Annotated in this window: 10 protein-coding genes; 9 read left to right on the forward strand and 1 reads right to left on the reverse strand. The window is 32.2% G+C overall.

Translation table 11 applies throughout. The features are described from left to right. The 9 genes from J7574_RS18935 to J7574_RS18975 all read left to right on the forward strand — a co-directional run. On the forward strand, positions 1-1495 hold a 1495-nt coding region (locus J7574_RS18935), incomplete at its 5' end, for a thioesterase domain-containing protein (protein WP_290972319.1). A 336-nt stretch (positions 1496-1831) separates the two neighbouring features. Further along, complete coding sequence (locus J7574_RS18940) at positions 1832-3442, forward strand: MBL fold metallo-hydrolase (RefSeq protein WP_290972321.1); 1611 nt, start codon at positions 1832-1834, stop codon at positions 3440-3442. A 159-nt stretch (positions 3443-3601) separates the two neighbouring features. After that, complete coding sequence (locus J7574_RS18945; RefSeq protein WP_290972323.1) at positions 3602-6085, forward strand: outer membrane beta-barrel protein; 2484 nt, start codon at positions 3602-3604, stop codon at positions 6083-6085. 53 nt (positions 6086-6138) lie between these two features. Then, positions 6139-6849 carry a thioesterase II family protein gene (locus J7574_RS18950; protein ID WP_290972325.1) on the forward strand — a complete coding sequence of 237 codons (711 nt, stop codon included), beginning with the start codon at positions 6139-6141 and terminating at the stop codon, positions 6847-6849. Positions 6850-6893: 44 nt separating this feature from the next. Then, positions 6894-8549 carry a cyclic peptide export ABC transporter gene (locus J7574_RS18955; RefSeq protein ID WP_290972327.1) on the forward strand — a complete coding sequence of 552 codons (1656 nt, stop codon included), beginning with the start codon at positions 6894-6896 and terminating at the stop codon, positions 8547-8549. A 62-nt stretch (positions 8550-8611) separates the two neighbouring features. Beyond that, the gene (locus J7574_RS18960; RefSeq protein WP_290972329.1) at positions 8612-13051 is read left to right on the forward strand and encodes an amino acid adenylation domain-containing protein; all 4440 of its coding nucleotides are present in this window, start codon (positions 8612-8614) and stop codon (positions 13049-13051) included. A 12-nt stretch (positions 13052-13063) separates the two neighbouring features. Next, the gene (locus J7574_RS18965; protein WP_290972332.1) at positions 13064-13720 is read left to right on the forward strand and encodes a 4'-phosphopantetheinyl transferase superfamily protein; all 657 of its coding nucleotides are present in this window, start codon (positions 13064-13066) and stop codon (positions 13718-13720) included. A 7-nt stretch (positions 13721-13727) separates the two neighbouring features. After that, complete coding sequence (locus tag J7574_RS18970) at positions 13728-15671, forward strand: alpha/beta fold hydrolase (RefSeq protein WP_290972335.1); 1944 nt, start codon at positions 13728-13730, stop codon at positions 15669-15671. 751 nt (positions 15672-16422) lie between these two features. After that, positions 16423-16851 (forward strand): DUF3592 domain-containing protein, encoded by a 429-nt coding sequence (locus tag J7574_RS18975; RefSeq protein WP_290972338.1) that lies wholly within the window; start codon positions 16423-16425, stop codon positions 16849-16851. 227 nt (positions 16852-17078) lie between these two features. Here J7574_RS18975 and J7574_RS18980 read toward each other — a convergent pair whose 3' ends face one another. Then, positions 17079-21128 (reverse strand): two-component regulator propeller domain-containing protein, encoded by a 4050-nt coding sequence (locus J7574_RS18980; RefSeq protein ID WP_290972340.1) that lies wholly within the window; start codon positions 21126-21128, stop codon positions 17079-17081. Between the last annotated feature and the right edge of the window lie 281 nt (positions 21129-21409).

Raw genomic sequence — 21409 nt, forward strand, 5'->3', positions numbered from 1 at the left:
GATTTCTAATACCCAGTTTTATATTTTAAATGCAGCCCTGCAACCTCAGCCTGTAGGCGTTTTAGGAGAAATATACATTAGTGGTAAAGGCTTGTCGCGAGGTTATCTTCATAAGGCTGAATTAACAGCTGAGAAGTTCATCGAAAATCCTTTCCATAAAGGAGAACGCATGTACAAAACCGGAGATTTAGGCAAATGGCAATCCGACGGGAATATTGAATTTTTAGGAAGAATAGACGATCAGGTAAAAATACGAGGCTACAGAATTGAACTGGGAGAAATCGAAAACACCTTAGAGAAACATCCCGATATTGCCTCTGCCTGTGTTGTGGCCCATAAAAACTCAGACGGACAAAATGAAGTAGTGGCCTATTTTGTGAGCGAAAAAACAGTTGCAATCTCAGCCTTGCGTGCATTTATTGGAGATACTCTGCCATCATACATGATTCCTGCACATTGGGTAAAAATAGCTCAAATGCCTTTAACCCCAAACGGAAAAATCGATAAGAAAAAGCTGCCTGCTCCTGAAACACAGGAAACAGAAAGCGGTACACTTTATCTTGCACCCCGCAATGAAACCGAAGAAAAACTATTGGCCATCTGGCAGGAAGTCCTTAAAAAAGATAAGATAAGTATTCTGGACAACTTTTTTGAATTGGGAGGGAATAGTTTAAAAGCGTTAAAGATGCATGCTTTAATAAAGAAAACAATGCACATCCCGTTAAAAGTTCAGGACATATATCATCATCCAACTATCGAAACTTTAGCGAATGTTCAAACGGAATATAAACCTTTACTGAACCTGGAAAACAGGCAGGAAATAACGGCAACTAATGTTTATTTTGTTCCGCCGGTTATAGGAAACAGTATGCTTTATAAACCGTTGACTCAAATGCTTGGAAACGATTTTAATTGCTTCGGTTTTCAGTATTCCGGATTAGAAGAAGGAGAACCTTGCTTTGAATCTGTTGAGCAGGCCGCTGCTGTATTTTGTGAACAGCTACTTAGCAATCAGAAAGAAGGAGATTTAATTCTTGTAGGCTATTCTATGGGAGGTAATATCGCCTTTGAGATGGCTAAAATTCTGGAAGAAACCAATTTAAGCGTATCACTTGTATTAATTGAGACTGTTGCTAAGGCAAAAAGTACTGATTTGTTTGATTCTGAAAATGAAACAGACTGGCTGATAGAGCAATATAAAAGGCTTATTGGTGAAGACGAAGTTAACGCGGAATCTTTAAGGTATTTCTTGAATACTAATTTCCAGATTTTCTACGACTACGAACAAACCGGAAAAATAAAAAATAAACTCCAATTGTTTGAGGCCAAAAGAAACCAGTCTTCAATTAACAGGAAAGAATGGGAACGTTTTACAACAAATGAAACCACTCATGAATTTATTGAAGGAGGACACTGGGATGCTCTCAATGCAATCAATCTTGAAGGATATAGAAAAGCAATCATAGAATTATCTAATGCATTGATTCAGGTTTAATTGCTCTTTCAAAAAGTATATTTTACATTCCGTATTATATGAGGTTGCAAACCTAAAAATTCCCTAATAGCAGTAGCTGTTAGGGAATTTTTGATTTTTGATTAGTTCTAATATCACTTCATAATGAATAAATAAAAGGCTTGCACGATGTATTTCTCTTGCAAAAGAACATTTTGAAAGTGAATTAAAGACCGTAAAATTTAGAGATAAAGACCGTAATTTTTAGGAGCAAACTTGCTGTTATTTTGTTGAAAAGTCAATTGCATCTTGTACTTAAGTTAAGATACAGATGAATCAGTAAAAACCTTATTTAATATTAAACAATAATTTTTTTTTATGGAAAATAATAATTGGTATTTGAAACCTAACGTAGTGATTGAACCTCTAATAGAGAGATGGTATGCATGGCCTCATTTAATATCGCCGGCAACTGCTGCTATGAACATAGTAGGAAGGCATTTAAAAATCATGAACTCTTACATCCAATCAGAGCAAATTCACGTTGCTGCAGTTAAAAACCCTAAAATGTTGGGAGGTCCTTTTATTGACTATAAATATTCAAGAGTAGAGGATATTAAAGAACTTAAAGAAACTACGATCAGAGAACAAGCAAGTTCAATTGCCCTTGCCGCTGCCATTCAGGAGTTAGATGCAATGCTTAAAGCGAATGCAAAAGGATATTCGTTGGAAAGCTTGTACGATAAAGTACCGGAAATTCTGAAAGGATACGTAGAGTTAGTTTACGATTTAAATAATAATGCCTCATATCGTTTTTTTGAGACTTTGTTATACGACAGTGAATTTTATAATGAAAACACACAAAGTATCGCTTTATGGACTACAGACAATGACGAACGTCCATTCTGTTTAAGTACTCCAAAACTGGATGAACCCAATGTTGTTAATTTAAATATTCCGTTCAGACATACTGGTATTGATGATTTGAGCAGAATGAAAAGAGAGCCGGGAACAATTGAAGAAATAGTAAAAAAATTAAATATTCCGGAAGCAGATTTAGAATTGTTTAAAACATTTTTTACTCAAGAGGAACATCAAAACTATGATAAGTACGAAGGATCAAATGTAAGAATGCGTTATTTTGGACACGCTTGTATTCTTATTGAGACTCAGGATATCAGTATTTTAGTTGATCCGGTAATTAGTTATTACGGTTACCAAACATCAATAAACCATTTTTCTGACATTGATTTACCAGATACAATCGATTATGTTTTGATTACACACAATCATCAGGATCATATTTTGTTAGAAACATTGCTTCCATTACGTCACAAGATCAAAAATATCATTATTCCTCGTACTAATTCAGGAGCGTTGCAGGATCCAAACTTAAAGTTACTTTTTAATAAAATTGGTTTCAATAATGTAACTGAAATTGGAGAAATGGAAAAACTACAGTTTAAAAACTGTGTTTTAACAGGTATTCCGTTTACAGGAGAGCATAGCGATCTAAACGTAAATGCAAAAATTTGTTATCATATCGAAGTGGGTACTTTCTCTTTCTTATTCGTTGCCGATGCAAGAGTGATGGAAGCCAATTTATACAAACATGTACATCGTATTACAGGAGATGTAGATGTAGTATTCTTAGGAATGGAATGTGATGGTGCGCCATTAACATGGTTGTACGGACCATTATTGACTCAGGATTTGCAAAGAGACAAAGATCAGTCCAGAAGACTTTCGGGATCAGATTATGACAAAGGAATGCATTTGGTAAACATTTTCAATCCTAAAGAAGCTTATGTATATGCAATGGGGCAGGAGCCTTGGTTAGAATTTATAAGCAGTTTGAAATATACTGATGAATCTAATCCTATTGTACAATCCAACAAGTTAGTTGAAGAATGTACTAAAAGAGGAATTATTGCCGAAAGACTTTTTGGTGAAAAAGAGATTCTTTATGCTTATGAATTGAGTTTGTAATAAGCTGAAATCAAATAAATATTTACTAAAAACAAACATTCTTACACTGCAATATAATTTTTTTAATCTATGAATTTCAAGAGGTATTTATTAGCCTGTCTATATACAAAATGTAAGAAAAAAAGAGCGTTTTGCTCTGCTATATTGATATTGGTTTTTATGTTAGTTTTTAATTTCTCCTTTTCAATAAACAAAATTCCGAGCAGGAATAATGAGTTTGGTATTCTTACCAATACCACTCTTATTGAGAAGTACAAAATTGTACCTTTTTCAGGATCAAAAAATGAGCTTTTTGATACCATTAAAAAGGTACAATTAAAAAAAAATGCAGATTTAAAAGGAAGTGTATTAAATGAAACAGGAGAATCTCAGGAATTTGTGGAAGTTTCCTTGTTTCGTTCAGTTGACTCCACTTTTGTAAAAGGAACTTTGACAGATTCTTTGGGTTTATTTCATCTGTCAGATATTGTGCCGGGGAATTATTATCTAAAAGCATATGCATTAGGATCTGCACCATTTTATTCTGACGTAATTAAATTAGAAGAAAATGCTACTGTGGTTTCTCCGCCATTAATTCTTGTACCCGATGTCAATAAATTAAATGAAGTTGTCATTACCAAGAAAATTGATCTTGTAGAAAGAAAAAGTGATCGTTTTGTAATTAAGGTGAAAGAAAGTGCTCTCGCAGCCGGAACCTCCCTTGATTTATTAAAAAACACACCATTTGTGACTATATCTGCAGCAAACGAAGTGAGTTTACAATCGAAGAAGACATTGGTTCTTATTGATAATAAACAATATCCGGACAGTTCTGTCGAAAGTGTTTTGCAAATGATTCCTGCGGGTAATATTGTAACAATAGAATTAATAACCAATCCATCATCAAAATATGATGCGACTTATGGAGCCGTAATCAACATTATTACAAAAAAAAGCCAGATGGATGGTTATACAGGAAATGTTAGAGTAACTGGTGCTCAGGGACAATACGGTGAGTATGGTGCCAATGCCAGTCTTACCTACAGAAAAGGAAAACTGACCACTTTTGGAACTCTGGGATATCGTAAAAGCGACCAGATGAGTTTCAATAATACAGTAAGAATACTTAACGGGACAGATGTAATAAATGAAGATGTGAAGCGTGTATTTTATCAAAAATTTTATTCTGTTCAGGGCGGAATTCAATATGATTTAACAGACAGACAATATATAGGAGCCCTTATTACTACAAATCCATTTCGCAGAACCGGGCATTTCGATTCTACAAATGAATTTAGTAAATTAAATGCGCCAATCGATTCTGTTTTAGTTACAAATAGTCCCTTAAAAAGTAAAGGATATACAAGTAATTATAACTTAAACTATCATTATTCTTCAAAATCCGGAGACACAGAATTAAATGCACTGGGAACCTATACGCCATACCAAAGCGATTTTTTCCAATCTTTTCCTTCTTATGTTTTAGGTAAAAATGATGAAGTGATTAGAGTTCCAAATGAATATCAAACCACAAATTCAACAGGAATTGATATCTGGATTGCTCAATTGGATTTTATTCAAAATTTAAAAAAAGAATGGAAACTTGAAGCAGGTTTAAAAAACCAAACTTCAAATTCAAACAGCCAAATTGTATATGAGGAAAATCAAAATGGCTCTAATGTCGTGGTACCCGAGTATTCTAATGATACCAAATTAAGAGAAACTATTTTATCCGGTTATGGTATTTTATATAAAAACAGGGAAAAAGATAAACTTCAAATTGGGATGCGATTAGAAAATACAGATGCCACATATACAGGTGGAGAACCTCAACAGTATCTCAAGTTTTTCCCAACGCTTTTTTATCAGCACGATATAGATGATCTTCATAATTATTCCTTTTCATATAAGAAAACAATTATTAGAACGCCTTATAATGAGTTGGTTCCCTATACCATATTTATAAATAACTATACGGTTTTTACAGGTAATCCGGCACTAAAACCACAATACAATGATAATTTCTCTTTAGGTATAAATTTAAACAAACTCAATATCTCGATTAATTATGTTTATATCAAAGGTATGCTGGGACAATTTCCGTATAAGCAGGATTTTGATACAGGAGTAACCTATTTTTCTTTGCAAAACCTGGATCAGTCTCATGATTTTTATATTGATGTTTTTTACCCGATTAAAATTACGTCATGGTGGAACAGCCAGAATAGCGGATCTGTGTCAGGATATTCAAAATCTAAAGGAATTGTTTTAGGAAATCAATATAGTTTGTCTTCGTTCTGGTACAATTTTAAAACAGACCATACAATTAGTTTTTCCAAGAACCTAAAATTAGAAGTTATTGGTACATACTCATCTAAGTTAACGTCGGAGTTAACACACATTGGAGCAGTTGGAAATATTGATGCTTCTTTTTTAATCAATGTCCTAAAAAATAAAGGACAAATAAGAGTGATGGCTACTGATATACTTAAACGAAATGTCTACACTTCAGACCAATATTTTTCGAATTATAGTTCAGAAAAAATGCGCTACAATGATAGTAGAAAAATTGGTATTGAATTTACCTATAATTTCGGAAATGTAAATACCAAAAGACCTGCTAAAAAATTAGGAAATGATGATGCATTAGACAGAATTCAATAAAAAAAGTAATGCACTAAATAAATTCATGCATTAAAAGATAAAGAATAGTAAACATGAAAAAGATACAATTATTTCTAATACCCTTTGCTGGAGGAAATTGTTACTCATTTAATTTTTTAATGCCTTATTTAAAAGATTTTGATGTTGTAACTCTGGAGCTTCCCGGAAGAGGCAAACGCATAAAAGAGTCTTTATTGACAGAATTTGATCAGGCGGCCGAAGATATTTTTCAGCAAATAATAGCCAGACAAACCGCATCATTTTACATAATTTACGGACACAGTTTAGGAACCGGTATTGGTTTAAGAGTAGCCAATATGCTTCAAAAAATTAATCGTGCTCCGGCGTATCTTGTTTTTACCGGAAATCCCGGACCGGGAATCAAAGAAAACAGGAAATTATATTTATACGAAAAATTTGAGTTCATGGATGAAATTAAAAAATTAGGCGGTTTGCCCGATGAGTTAAGATCGAATCTTGAATTTATGGATTTTATAGAGCCCGTTTTCAGAGCTGATTTTGAACTGGCAGAAAGAAATAAACTCGTAAATGAACGAGCCGTAAATGTACCAATCTACTCCGTTATGGGAGATTTAGAAAAAACTTCGGTAGATATTGCAAACTGGAAACGATTTACAAATGCCAGTTTCCATTCGGAAATACTTACCGGAGATCATTTCTTTATTTATAATCATCCCGAAAGAATTGCAAACATCTTGCAGCAATGCGTTGAAAATACCAGAGAGTTAGAATATAAAACTTAAGAGCAGGAACAGAACAATAATGTTTGAAAATAAACTTATAAATTATGTTAAAATTAAAATTTACAAATTTCCTTTATATAATTCTGTATGCTATCCCGAACACGGTTCTTAGTTTTGGAACACTTTATATAATCAACAACACCATTTCAGGAAAAGTTGAATTTTCAAAAAGTTATATGTGGATCGTATTTCTGGCTGTAATTGGATATTCTTATTTATTAAATATCATTTTTCAAAAAAAACTAAACCAGTACATCTACAACATCCTGTACGAGAATGAGAAAAACATATTCAGGAAAATTCTAAGCACACCATTAATTACACTTCAAAAATTTGGCTCGCAAAGATTTTATACCGCAATAGAAGATATTAGAGTATTTGCTTCATTTTCAGGAATTGTAACACATACAGTCAACTCCGTATTAATGCTCGTATTGTGCTTAACGTATATGTTCTGGATTTCATTTTATTCCGGACTAATTGTTTTGGGGCTCATTGTTTTAATTGCAGCTGTTTTTTTTGTTGTAATAAAAACAATGGCAAAAAAAATAGCCGTATTGCGCAAAAACAATGAACATTATTACAGTTATGTAAACGATGTTATTAAAGGATTCAAAGAGCTTAAGGTCGATAATAATAAAAGGAAAAATCTTTTAAGCAAACATTTAATTCCCAACAGAGACGAATCGAAGTCTTTAGATTACGAAATAAATTTTGTTTTTCTTTCCATCAATCTCATCAGTCAGTACGGACTGTATTTCGTTATAGGCGCCATTTTATTTTTATTTCCGGCATTTAATCTTCTTTCTCAAACAGAGGTTGGATCGTATGTAGTGATATTACTTTTCATATCCGGACCAGTAAATAATTTAATAAACATGCAGAATGTTTATTCTCAGTATTTAGTTTCAAACGGGCGAATTAAAAAATTCTTAAGTGATTTTGAAAATAAAGAAGAAAATGAAGACCATTTAGCAAAAGTATCTTTATTGGAAGAGTTTAATTCGATCGAGTTAAAAAATATCAGTTTTAATTATAAAAGTCAGGAAGCTGATAATGGTTTTGGGTTAGGACCTTTAAATTTTAAACTTCAAAAAGGCGAAGTCATTTTTGTAATTGGAGGTAACGGAAGTGGTAAAAGTACCTTTATTAATATTCTAACTGGATTATACAAACCTTCTCAAGGAGAGATTTTTGTAAACAATAAACTTCTTGCCAATAATAGTACACCCACACAAAATTTACTGGCAGCAGTTTTTACAGACAATCATATATTTTCTAATAATTATGACAATTACACCATTGAGAAAAATGAGGACTATCAGGAATTATTGAAAATAATGGAACTTGATAAAGTCATTTTAGATGATATGGAAGATTCTGCAAGACGCAATTTTTCTAAAGGACAAAGTAAAAGAATGTCTATGATTTTTGCTCTTTTAGAAAACAAGCCAATTTTAATACTAGATGAATGGGCGGCAGATCAGGACCCTCATTTCAGAAAATATTTTTATGAAAAACTAATTCCAAAACTAAAAAAAGAAGGCAAAACTATTGTGGCAGTTACACATGACGATGCCTATTTTAAATACGCAGACAGAATTATCAAATTTGATTACGGACAAATTGTTATGGACGTTAAAATCGAGGATAAACTTTTAAGTACCGAAAATTTATGGTACGAAAAAGTAGGGAATTAAAGATCAAAACAAGCATGAAAATGTAAAATCAGCCAAGTACAACTGTTATAAAATTTTTAGTTATGAAACTTACGCTACCTCAACAAGATGTATATTTTGAGCAACTATTGTTGCCTAATGAGCCTATTTATAATATTGGGGCTAAAATAGAAATTAAAGGGGTAGTAAATTTTGAAGTATTTAATAAGGCATACATAGCATTAATCAATCAGCACGATGTATATCGTGTTACTCTTGAAAAAGTTCAGGAAGATGTAACAGTAAAAGTACTGGATAAACATCATTCGCAATTAGGATTTGTTGATTTTTCGCAACACGAACATTCGTTGGAAGAAGTAACAAATTATATGCAAAAGGAGTTTATGAAGCCTTTTGATTTATTTAGTAAAAATCTTCTGCATGTTTTTACTTTAGTAAAAGTCGAGGAAAATTTTTATTATCTGTTTTCAGTTTACCATCATATTATTACAGATGGTTGGGGAACTTCTTTAATGTTTCAGAGACTGGTTCAAAACTACAATGAGATTTTAGAATCCGGAATCATAACATCAAACTATCCTTTTACTTATAAAGATTTTATAACAGATGATGCAACGTATCAAAACTCCGATACTTATTTTCAGGATAAAGCCTACTGGACAGAAAAATTTAGTACACTGCCGGAAAATTTGTTCGAAAAGATCGATGATACAGTTCAGATAAATAAAAGTAATCGTCAGGAACTCATCGTAAATAGAGAAATCTATAATCAGTTAAACGAATTATCCTCCAGTTTTAAATGCTCTACTTTTAATATCATTTTGGCAGCTCTATATACCTACTTTGGAAGAAAACATCAGAACAACGATTTTGCAATTGGATTACCGGTTTTAAATCGAAGCAAATCGGTTTACAAGAAAACAGTTGGACTTTTTATGGGAATTTCTCCTTTAAGAATTCCGTTGGACTTTGAGCAAACTTTTGAAAATTTAATTGTTGAGATCAAAAATCAATTAAGAAAAGATTACCGCCATCAAAGATTTCCTTTGGGAAAATTAATTCAGGAACTTAAAGTTTTTAACGAAAAAGAAAGACTTTTTAATATTACACTTTCGTATGAAAAGCAAAACTTTTCAGATGATTTCAAACATACAAAAACACAGGTAATTCCCCTAACACATCAATCAGAACGTGTTGCGCTTGCCATCTATATCAGAGAGTTTGACGAGTCTGAAGATGTAAAAATCGACTTTGATTATAACCTTAATTATTTTGATGATAAAACAATAAAAGCAGTTGTAAATCATTTTGAAAATCTGATTCATGCCATAATAGCATCTCCTGACAGAAAATTAAAAGAGTTTGACTACCTGACGGAAGAAGAAAAACAGCAAATACTTGTATCCTTTAACGAAACAGCTGCTGAGTATCCAAAAGAGAAAACAACGATAGATCTGTTTGTTGAAAGAGCAAACGAGACTCCTCAAAAAATTGCCATTAAAGACGATTTACAATCCTATACCTATCAGGAACTAAACAGTTTATCCGATCAATTTGCTGAATATATTAATGTGACTTATTTAGAAAATGACAAATCGCCAATTGCCGTTTTATTAGGAAGATCGGCCAATATGGTAGCAGTTCTATTAGGCATTTTAAAATCCGGGAGAGCCTATATTCCGCTCGATCCAAATTTTCCGCTCGAAAGGCTGAGTTATATCGTAGAGAATAGCCAGAGTAAAATATTGATCACTGAAAAAGATTATCGATTAGATGTTCATGAAACGGTTAATATACTAACGCTGGAAAGTATACTTGCAGATAGTAATCAATATAAAGGAATTCTAGCGGAGAAGGTGTCTCCCAAAGATACTGCCTATATTATCTATACATCCGGATCAACAGGAAATCCGAAAGGAGTAGAAATTGGTCACGAATCATTACTCAATTTTTTAATCAGCATACAGCAAAAACCGGGAGTTTCAGCAACAGATATTTTATTTTCTGTAACAACATACTCTTTTGATATTTCGATATTAGAATTTTTTGTACCCTTAATTTCCGGAGCGTTACTTTATATTGCAAATCAGGAAGTACTCTCAGATCCACATTTGACGATCAAGAAAATAGAGGAAATACAACCCACCATTATTCAGGCAACACCAAGCTTTTATCAATTGCTGTACAATGCAGACTGGCAGGGAAGCAAACGCTTAAAACTGCTTTGTGGTGGTGATTTATTGAGTAAAGCATTAGCTGAAAAGCTGATTCATACAAATTTAGAAGTCTGGAATATGTACGGACCTACAGAAACTACAATCTGGTCCAGTTTAAAAAAAATAGAAAATCCTGCCGATGCATCAAATATTGGAAAACCCATTAATAATACACAGTTTTATATTTTAGATGAATTTCTAAAGCTTAAACCTATAGGAACGCCCGGTGCAATCTATATTGCAGGTGACGGATTGGCAAAAGGATATTATAATAATGAAACCTTAACGAAAGAAAAATTTATTCAGGATCCATTTAATTACGCAGGTTTATGTTATGAAACCGGCGATGTTGGAAAGTGGAATGAAAATGGAGAAATTGAATTTTTAGGAAGAAATGATAATCAGGTAAAAATTAGAGGATATAGAATCGAACTTGGGGATATTGAATCGCAATTAAACAAAATAAAAGAAGTAAAAGATGCGGTTGTAATTGCTAAAAAAGGAAATCAACAAGAGGCATTTTTGGTAGCTTATCTTTTAAAAAGAGACGAAGAAATTGATGTTCAGAAAATTTTAGAAATCTTAAAGAACAATCTGCCGTATTACATGATTCCCAATACGATTATTCCCTTAGAAGCATTTCCGCTTACGCCAAACCAAAAAGTAGACAGAAAATCTTTGGCGCAAAAAAATATTCAGCAAAATATAAAATTAGACGATTTTAAAGCACCCGCTTCTGATTTAGAAAAAAAGATATCTGAATTTTGGCAGGAAGTCTTAAATATTAATCAGCCTATCAGCACGAACGATAATTTCTTTTTTCTGGGAGGCCATTCCTTAAACGCCATTAAACTAATTGGGTTAATAGTCAATCAGCTTTTTTACAATATTGGGTTAAAAGCTATTTTTGATTACCCTACAATACAATTGCTGGCAGCCTATCTGCAAGCACTTAAACCAATTGTAATAGACAAAATACCAGTTGCAGAGACAAAAGATTTATACAATCTGACACCTCAGCAATATGCGATTTGGTTAGCTTCTCAATTCAATAATACTTCTGCTGCTTACAATATGTCAGCAGGTTATCAGGTGGAAGGAAGTCTGAATGTCGACCAAATTAAAAACGGAATAAACAGCATAATTAAGAAGTACGAAATCGTAAGAACAAATTTTATTGAAACAGCAGGTGTACCTCATCAAAAAAGAAAGGATTGGGATGCGGCAAAATTTTCGGTTTCTGTTTATGATGTAAAAAAAGAGGAGGTAAATCAAATTATTGAACAGCTTGTAAACACTCCCTTTGATTTAGAAAAAGAATTATTGATAAGGGTTCAGTTACTTCAGCTGGAAACTGGAAAGTCGATATTGCTTTTTTCTACACACCATATTATAATGGATGGATTATCTCTGGAAATTTTTATTCAGGAATTTATCAAAAGCTATAACAGTTCTAAGGATGCAACAGAAGATCGTGCATTAAAAATTCAGTTTAAAGATTATTCAGAATGGTATAATAAAGCTTTCGAAGAAAATGTTGCAAAAAATGAATTGTTCTGGAGCAATTATCTGGAGCATTATGAACCTAAAAATACTTTTGAAAGAGATTCGGATAGTAAGAATGATCAGCAAACAGCAGGACAATATTTATTTGAAATCGCGCCAAGTGTTACTTCGGGCTTAAAAAAAATTGCAGGTGAGGAGCAGGTTACTTTTTATACGGTATTATTAACGGCCATAAATGTACTTGTACATAAATTATCTAATCAGGATGATATTTGTATAGGAACAGTTAATTCAGGTAGAAACAGGACAGAATTAAACGATCAGATCGGAATGTTTGTTCAGACATTAATTTTGAGAACGAAGATAGAGCCAAATCAGACTTTTATTGATATTTTAAAAAATACGCATAATAATTTACTAGAGATTAATGACCATCAGGATGTGCCGTTTAATAAGCTGTCTCAATCTATTTTCGATTTAATGGTGGTGTATCAAAATCCGGAGTTTTCTTTTGAGAATATTGTCGAATTAAATAATGTAAAACTGAATTATTATCCTGTACAAAATAAATACAGCAGAATGCCACTTGTATTTAATTTTATAGAAAATGATCACAAACTGAAAGGTATTATAGAGTATAATGCTGATTTGTTTGATCAGGACTCGATACATATAATTGCTTTACGATACAGCGAAATTTTGCATGAGATTCTTAAAAACCCTTTGTTAAATATGGATTTCAATGATTACGAAATAGAAGTAAAAAGCAAAACAGCATTAGATTTTGATTTTAATTTCTAAAAACAATCGATTTTGATTTACGTCTATTATACCTATCAGTCTGAAGAGAATCACGAAAGATTGTTAACCGAAGTTTTGCCCGGCTTTCCGGTTTATTATCAGGAAAAAATAAAGAGATACAGAAGATGGCAGGATGCACAATTATCACTTTTAGGACGGGTATTATTGTATAAAGCAGCAGAAGAAATTTATGGACACAAACTTCATGACAAGGAGATAAAATACACAAAACACAACAAACCTTATTTTGAAGACCATGTTATCCAGTTTAATATCACACATTCAGAAGGAATCGTGGTTTGCGCATTGACTGATTTGCATGAAGTGGGAGTTGATATTGAAATAATAACAGATTTTGAACTGGATAGTTTTAAGTTCGAAATGACAGAAAAAGAAAGACAGAAAATTGAATCATCAGATAATATAAAAGACGCTTTTTTTGAATACTGGACGCAAAAAGAAGCAGTGATAAAAGCACATGGTCACGGACTAACTATTCCGCTAAAATCATTTGAGATTGTAGAAAACAAAACTGAAATTAATGAGGAAAAATTCTATTTGAAAGAAATAAAAATAGATGAAAAGTATAAATGCCATATTTCACTAAAAACTAGTATTGGTGAAATTTATTTGAAAGAAGAAATTATAAAAACGCAATATTTTAATTAAGACCATAATGAAAAAACTAATAACATTACTTTTAATACTATCGCTGTTACCCAATTATTTGATGTCTCAAAGCAAGGCATACAAGTTTGAAAAAGCCACTACTTTTTTTCCCGGAGAAGCACTTATTAACGAGCAAAATAAAGTAGAATGGGGCTACTTAACGGTCCCTGAAAATTGGGATAAACCAACTGGTAAAAAGATAAAAATTGCCGTTGCTGTTTTAAAAAATACCGCTAAAAAAGAAAAAGCAAATGTGGTTGTATATCTGGAAGGAGGCCCTGGTGCGGGAGAAGTAGGCAGTATATGGAGATGGCTGGATCATCCGTTAAGAGAAAATAATGATTTAGTTTTAATGGATGTTAGAGGAACAGGATATTCCTCGCCAAAATTTTGTCCTGATTTAGGAACTAAGTTTTTAGAAATTCTGGCTAAAAATCAGAATAGTACACAGGACGAACAACAAAAAACAATGGCGGCACTGGCGTGTAAACAAGATTTAATAAATAAAGGAATTGATCTTACGGCTTACAACAGTAAATCTATTGCTAAAGATCTGAATGCGCTAAAAGAAGCTTTAAAATATGATAAATGGACAGTTTATGGGGTTTCTTACGGAACTTATACCGCTCAGGTTTATGCAAATGATTTTTCTCAGGATATTAATTCATTAATTCTCGATTCATCAATTTCGGACATAACAGAGTATTATAATTCTAATACAGCAAATTATATAAGCAGTCTTAATAAAGTTTTTGAGGCCTGCGAAAATAATCCCGATTGTAACCAACAATACCCGAACTTAGAAAAAACGTATTACGAAACCATAGAAAAATTAACCAAAAATCCTATCACGGTCGATGTTGACAAAAAAGTTATTCCAAGTGGAAAGTTTACTTATAATGCAGAAGACTTTAAAATTGCCATCCAGCAATCTTTATACTATAAAAAGCTGATAGAAGTTTTACCCTTATTGATTACGGAGTTTAATAAAGGAAATAAAAATACACTGAGTGCACTTGTTGCTTCTTTTTCAGGAGCATTAGGATTAGACTACGGTCAGTATTATTGTGTAAGTTGTAATGAAGTTATTCCGAACAATTCTATTTTGGCATTCAATAAAAAAGCAAATGGATTTCAGAAATTAAAAGGCGGATTATCGTTTTATAAATCTGATTTTTCTGTTTGTGATAAATGGAATTCAGGAATCAACAAAACGGCAACTGGCCCTAATGACTTATCGAAATTAGCGACAATTACGGCTCCGGTTTTAGTTTTTTCAGGTGCATTTGATCCTATAACTCCGCCATCAAACGGAAAGGCAATGGTGAATAAATTTAAAAACGGCTTTTTGGTGAGCGTACCAACTGGCGGACACGGCCCCGGATTTTCGATGATTGGAAGTAAAATTGTAAGTGATTTTATCTCAAATCCTACACGCCAGCCAGATGTAAGTGAATTAAAACGAAATGATAAAGTGAATTTTGCAACCGATGTACTTATAAGCGGAGGAATTTCTAATTTCGCCAATAGTCTGAATGAATTTGATCTGCTATTTTTTGCTCCATTGTTTATAGCTATTACTATTTTGTTAGTTTCAGTTTTAACCTTTGCTTATTTACTTGTCAGAAATAGAAAAGATGTTGGAAAGAATAAAATAATGAAGACCATAGTTATCCTAACTTCTTTATTTGCTTTTATAACTATTATTGGGTTTGTTTTGGCTATAAACAATACATCAGAAAATAATTTCTATATACTTGCTTTTGGTATTCCTAATCAATTTGAATATTTGTTTACAATACAATGGGTTTTTATTGTATGTGTTATAATTTCGATACTCTATTTTGTTTTTGTAATTAAGTCTATTTCGGATACAAGCGTTATGGCAGCAATCTTATTTTCGCTGTGTCTTATTGGGATTTACTTTCAGTATTGGGGTTTTTTGTTTTAGTGCCTTGAGAAGTTCTGTCATATCCCGGACTAACTTTTATCTTTAGAATTTTAAATCATTCTGTAAATAAGTGGGTTAATTTATAAATTACTTAAACCCTTGAATTTGATTCTCATAAATGTGACAGAACTATTTGAGAAGAGTGTGGCTGATTTGAATGGGATATTTATGGTTAATTGATTGATAATGATTTTACAAGATTTGTAAGGTTAGGGTTCGAATTCTCTTCCCATTGTTATAAACGTACGATAATTATGAGCGAAAACAGATTCGAAGCCTATAGTTAGGATTGCCGATGTAAAAAGAGAAGTAAATTTACTAAAATAGAGATTCGATTTGATATTGCGTCCATTTTTGCGGCAATAAATATAGGAATTCCTTATTTTTTCCTGAGTCAAACAACAATTAATAAATCAAAGATATGATACTGAAAATTCAGGTAATGATCAATGGTAAACTATTTTGAATGATTGATGAACTCGAAAACTATATTCCTGCAATCAGCCTGCTTAGGCGATCGGGCTGCGAATTTCTGTTTTTCATTATTGATTATTTAGGCTATAAAACTGAATACGATTTACAGTCAGTTCAACAGTTCGGCTGCACTGCAATTGAAATGAAAAACTTTAATTAATTCCTGAAAATTATCCTTGTTTATTTGTTTGTAGGTTTCTGATATAACTTACTTTTTAAAAATTGTATTATATTCGTTAGTGTTTATTTATCAATTAGATATAATAAAGTAATTGAAATGGAAAAAATAAAAAAGAAAATTATGTGGCAATATTATTTAATTCTAGGATTAGGACTAGTGTTCCTTTTGCTGGCAATATTCTGTTTCCGTAATACAATGTTATTTCTAAAAAATGGAGATAAAGCTACTGCAACTGTTATTGACCTTCACAGGTACGAATCAGACGGCGAAGTGTTTGCGCCAATCTTTACTTTCCGCACAAAAGATAACCAATTGGTAACATATGAACTAGCAGAAGGAAACGATCCTCCTACCTGGGAAATAGGGGAGACAACAACTGTCATCTATAATCCTTCAGATCCATCGGAAGTAAGTTTGTATAGTTACTTTAGAGTATTTATATGGACATTAATTCTGTTGTCAATTGCTCTTCCATTATTAGTTATTGGAGGGGGTTATTTTATCGCAGCGAGATTTATCTTTTAATAAATAACAGAAGTGTTATTTCGTAATTATATGCTAATAATTTTATTTAAAATCCATCTAAATGAAAGATCGCAAAATTTTATAAATAATTTGCCAGAAGAAATTTAATCCTAACCTAAAGTATTACTTATAAGGTTGACAGAAATACAGTTATACTTCTAAAAATTATATTGGCTTAACATTATAAACACTGAATCTGAATTTGTTTTGTCAAAAGCAGAATATAACTATGGTGAGCTCTGCCCTTTATTTTTAATATATTCAGTTGGTGTGATACCGTACATTTTTTTGAATTCTCGACTAAAGTATTTTACATCATTAAACCCAACTTGCAATGCTACGGTTAAGGTCGATGTTTCTCCTTTTTGGAACAATTCTACAGCATGTTTTAAGCGTTGGTTTTTAATGAATTCATTCAAGGAAAGATTGGTAAGAGCACTGAATTTCTTATACAAAACAGATTTACTCATTCCAATTTCAGTGGTAATAAATCCTAAATCTAAATTTGCGTTTCCAATATTGTTCTCAACGATTTGTTGCAGTTTTTGAAGAAAAATTTCGTCTTGCGAAGATTCAGTAGTGGTTATGATTGGCAGTTTTAAAATCTGCTCACTGTATTTCTTTTGCAATGCTGCCTTTAAGGAAAGCAAATTCTTAATATTCAATTGTAGAATTTGATCACTGAAGGGTTTAGTTACATATACATCAGCACCTTGCTGTAAACCTTGGACTTGATGAACTGATGCAGATTTTGCAGTGAGCAAAATCACAGGAATATGTGAGGTGCGAACATCTGTCTTGATTTTTTCGCAAAGCTCTAGTCCATCCATAATCGGCATCATGACATCACTAATGATAAGATCTGGCATGATTTGAAGTGCTGTTTTCCAGCCTTCTAATCCGTTTTCACTTTCATATACATGATAATTTACTTCGAGAGACTGTTTGATAAAATCTCTTACTTCATCATTATCTTCAACAATTAGTATGGTGGCTGTTTTATCTTTGTTTTCTTCTGTTTGATTCTCAATAAAGCTATCAGCTCCTATATCTTCAGTTTCTTCAATAACTATATTTTCAATTTTCGGTATTGGCGTGATATCAACTTCTTTTAGGTGATTTTTACCCAATTGCAATTCAACTGCAAATGTTGTTTTTCCTTCTTTTTCTTCAGATGCAGGTTTGCTCTTTACACTGATTTTTCCTTTATGAAGTTCAATTAGACTTTTAGTTAGTGCTAACCCAATTCCGGTTCCCATGTTTTGATCTGCCTGATAAAAATTTGTAAATATGGCGTCAAGATTATGGATTGCGATGCCTTTGCCGTTATCGGTGACGGTAATTTTTACTTTTTGTTTTTTCAATACGATTTTTAATTGTATTGCGCCTCCATTTGGCGTAAACTTGAATGCATTTGACAATAGGTTGAAAAACACTTTTTCCATTTGGTCTTTATCAAAATAAACCAAAATTTCAGGATCACTGCTTTTAAAAGTATACTCTATATTTTTTGCTTCGGCAAGCGTTTGAAAGCTTCCGTAAATTGCTTTTAAATTGCTAACCAGATCTTCTTCGGAAAAATAAAGACGCATATTTCCAGATTCCGCTTTTCTAAAATCCAACAATTCATTTACCAAGCGATACAGTCTTTCGGTATTATTTTTTATACTTAGCGCATATTTTTTTGCTGGCGTGTTTTCAGCAGTTAATTTCTCTAGTTTTTCAATTGGCCCTAAAATCAGCGTTAATGGCGTTCTGATTTCATGCGAGACATTGGTGAAAAAATCAAGTTTCATTTTTTCAAAATGAAGTTCTTGTTTTAGTTCCGTTCTTGCTTTTAAGAACTTCATAATATAATAAGTGATAATAAAAGCAGTGGCAAAATAAATGAGATAGGCCCACCAAGTTTTCCAGATTGGAGGAAGCACTTCGATAGTGATTTGTTTGACTTCTTTATTCCATACTCCATCATTGTTGGCGGATTTCACTAAAAAATGATAATCTCCAGCAGGCAAATTAGTGTAGGTTGCAGAAGGAATGTCAACATAATTCCAATTTTTTTCAAAACCTTCAAGGATATAAGCGTACTTGTTTTTGTTTGATTTTATGAAATTTAATGCCGAGAATTCAATTGTAAAAATGTTTTGATTATGATCAAAAGTAAGCGTCTCAGTAAAGTTGATGTCATTTTTTAATAGACCGCTTTCGTCTCCAACTTTAATAGGGATATTGAATAATTTAAGATTCGATAGGACAGTGGCTGGCGGAAATGCATTTCGCTCAATTCTCTGCGGATTAAAACTAATCAATCCATTGTAAGTGCCAAAGAAGATTTGTCCCTGACTGTCATTTAGTACAGAGTTGGTATTGAATTGATTATCTGGAAGACCATCAAGAATATTGAAACTTCTGAATGAATTTGTAGCTCTATTAAATTTTATCAACCCATTATCAGTGCTTATCCATAAGTTGGTATCATTGTCTTCCGTTACAGCCAATACATTATCGCTGGATAAGCCATTATTCACATCAAAAGTTTTGAAAGTATTGTTTTTCAGATTAATCAATGCTAATCCGTGATGATAGCTTCCAATCCACATTAGCCCTTGGCTGTCTTCAAAAAAACAGTTTATATCATATTCAAACTGTTTGCCTTCATTATTTTTAAAGTGTTTGTATTGAAGCTTAGCATTTTGGTAAATATGAATTCCTGTTGGACCGCCTATCCAAATATTTCCTTTTTTATCTTCATAAAGCGCGTTGATCGATTTATTTAAAAAGGTTTTTCCATTAGTTGCAGAAAAACTAAATTTTTGTTGCGCGATATCATAAATATTCAAACCAATATCAGTGCCTATAAATAGTTTGTTTTGTCTGTTTACAAGCAAACAATTAACATTATCAGATACAAGACTATTATTGTCGCCCGAATTTTGTTTATAGATTTTGAAGCTAGATGTTTTAAGATCAAAGAAATTTAATCCTCCAAGACCTGTACCAATCCAAATATTTTGGTTTTTGTCAATGACTATAGACTTTACCAAATTTGAACTTAAGCTGTTCTTGTCGTTGATGTTGTTTTTATAGATTGTAAACTGCTGGGTTTTTCTGTTGAAATAGTTTAGTCCGCCTGCTTCAGTGCCAATCCATAGATTCTGATTTTTATCTTCAACTATTGTGCTTATTATATTACTGCTAAGGCTGTTTTTGTCAATTTTGTTCTGATAAACAGTAAAAGGCGTATTGACAGAATAAACAACATTTACGCCTCCAAAGTAGGTGCCAATCCAAACTGAGCCATTTTTATCCTGAAAAATATCATAAATAGAATTTTGGCTTAAACTATTAGAATTAATTGGATCATGCTGGTAATTGATAAAATGATGCGTATACGGATTTAAAATCGATAAACCATCTTGCGTACCAATCCAAAGTGATCCGTTTTTGTGTCGTAAAATTTTGCGGACATTATTGTTTACCAATGAATTTTTGTCATTGATGTCTTTTATGAAATGTATTAGTTTTGAAGTCTTTTTATCAAAAAGATAAACACCATTTTTTCGAGTTCCAATCCAATATTTGAGGCTTTCATCCTGAACAATTGTCGTTATTAATCCAATATTTTCATCTTTTTTAAATATGGAATTGAAATGACGTTTGATATGAAGCTTTTTGCCTTCAAAAAAAAGTTCAAATAAACCATCTGAAGTTCCAACCCAAATATGATGCTGATTGTCCTCAAAGAGCTCTGATATTTGTAACTTGTTTTGGCTGATTTTGATAGCAATAAACTCTTTACTATTTGAGCCTCTAAACAATAGTTTAGTTAATGTTCCAACCCATAAGTTGTCTTTAGAATCTTTTAAAACGCGTACAACATTTTCTTTTCGAGAAATAATACTTTCAAAAGAATTATCTTCAGAATGATATAAATCCAACCCATCAGAAACAACAAGCATTGTTTTGTTTGAATCTAATTCCAGTTTTTTGATAAAGTCATTAGAAGATATGCTTTTTTTATTGGCAGGATCATTTTTAAAAACTTTGAATGTACGTCCATCATATCGATTTAGACCATACTTGGTTCCTAGCCAAATGAAACCGGCAGAATCTTGAGCAATTGATAAAACAGAATTATTCGAAAGCCCATTGGTCACATCAAGATGATTGAATGATATGGGTTTTGCCTGAGCATTGCTTTTTGAAGTTGTAAAAAATAAACCCCAAACGCAAATCTGTAAAAAGAGAAATACCCGATTATGAGTTTTAAAAGGCATTGGAATCTTTTTTTGATTAATATAATTGAGTATCGAATTGATACTGTTAAAATATTTGAGTTTTTTAGTTAAAATGTAGATTAAATTATGAAGGGGAAAATTAATCTGTTAGGATTGTAATTATTCGTCAAAAATAATAAAATGATTGAACGGTGCAATATAATTAAAATCAATTTTTTTTAGATGAATAGTTGCAGTACAGGAATATATAAGGCTGAAGTATATACAAAGGAATATTTTAATCCATAAAAGGATGAAAATACTCTTTCGAAAGAATGGTC

Origin of the sequence: Flavobacterium sp., assembly GCF_017744675.1 — a bacterium.
GTDB lineage: Bacteria > Bacteroidota > Bacteroidia > Flavobacteriales > Flavobacteriaceae > Flavobacterium.

Bases quoted from the DNA above. Each gene is read 5' to 3' on its own strand.
- J7574_RS18940 (WP_290972321.1), top strand. From the start codon at position 1,832: ATGGAAAATAATAATTGGTATTTGAAACCTAACGTAGTGATTGAACCT.
- J7574_RS18945 (WP_290972323.1), top strand. From the start codon at position 3,602: ATGTTAGTTTTTAATTTCTCCTTTTCAATAAACAAAATTCCGAGCAGG.
- J7574_RS18950 (WP_290972325.1), top strand. From the start codon at position 6,139: ATGAAAAAGATACAATTATTTCTAATACCCTTTGCTGGAGGAAATTGT.
- J7574_RS18955 (WP_290972327.1), top strand. From the start codon at position 6,894: ATGTTAAAATTAAAATTTACAAATTTCCTTTATATAATTCTGTATGCT.
- J7574_RS18960 (WP_290972329.1), top strand. From the start codon at position 8,612: ATGAAACTTACGCTACCTCAACAAGATGTATATTTTGAGCAACTATTG.
- J7574_RS18970 (WP_290972335.1), top strand. From the start codon at position 13,728: ATGAAAAAACTAATAACATTACTTTTAATACTATCGCTGTTACCCAAT.
- J7574_RS18975 (WP_290972338.1), top strand. From the start codon at position 16,423: ATGGAAAAAATAAAAAAGAAAATTATGTGGCAATATTATTTAATTCTA.
- J7574_RS18980 (WP_290972340.1), bottom strand. From the start codon at position 21,128: ATGCCTTTTAAAACTCATAATCGGGTATTTCTCTTTTTACAGATTTGC.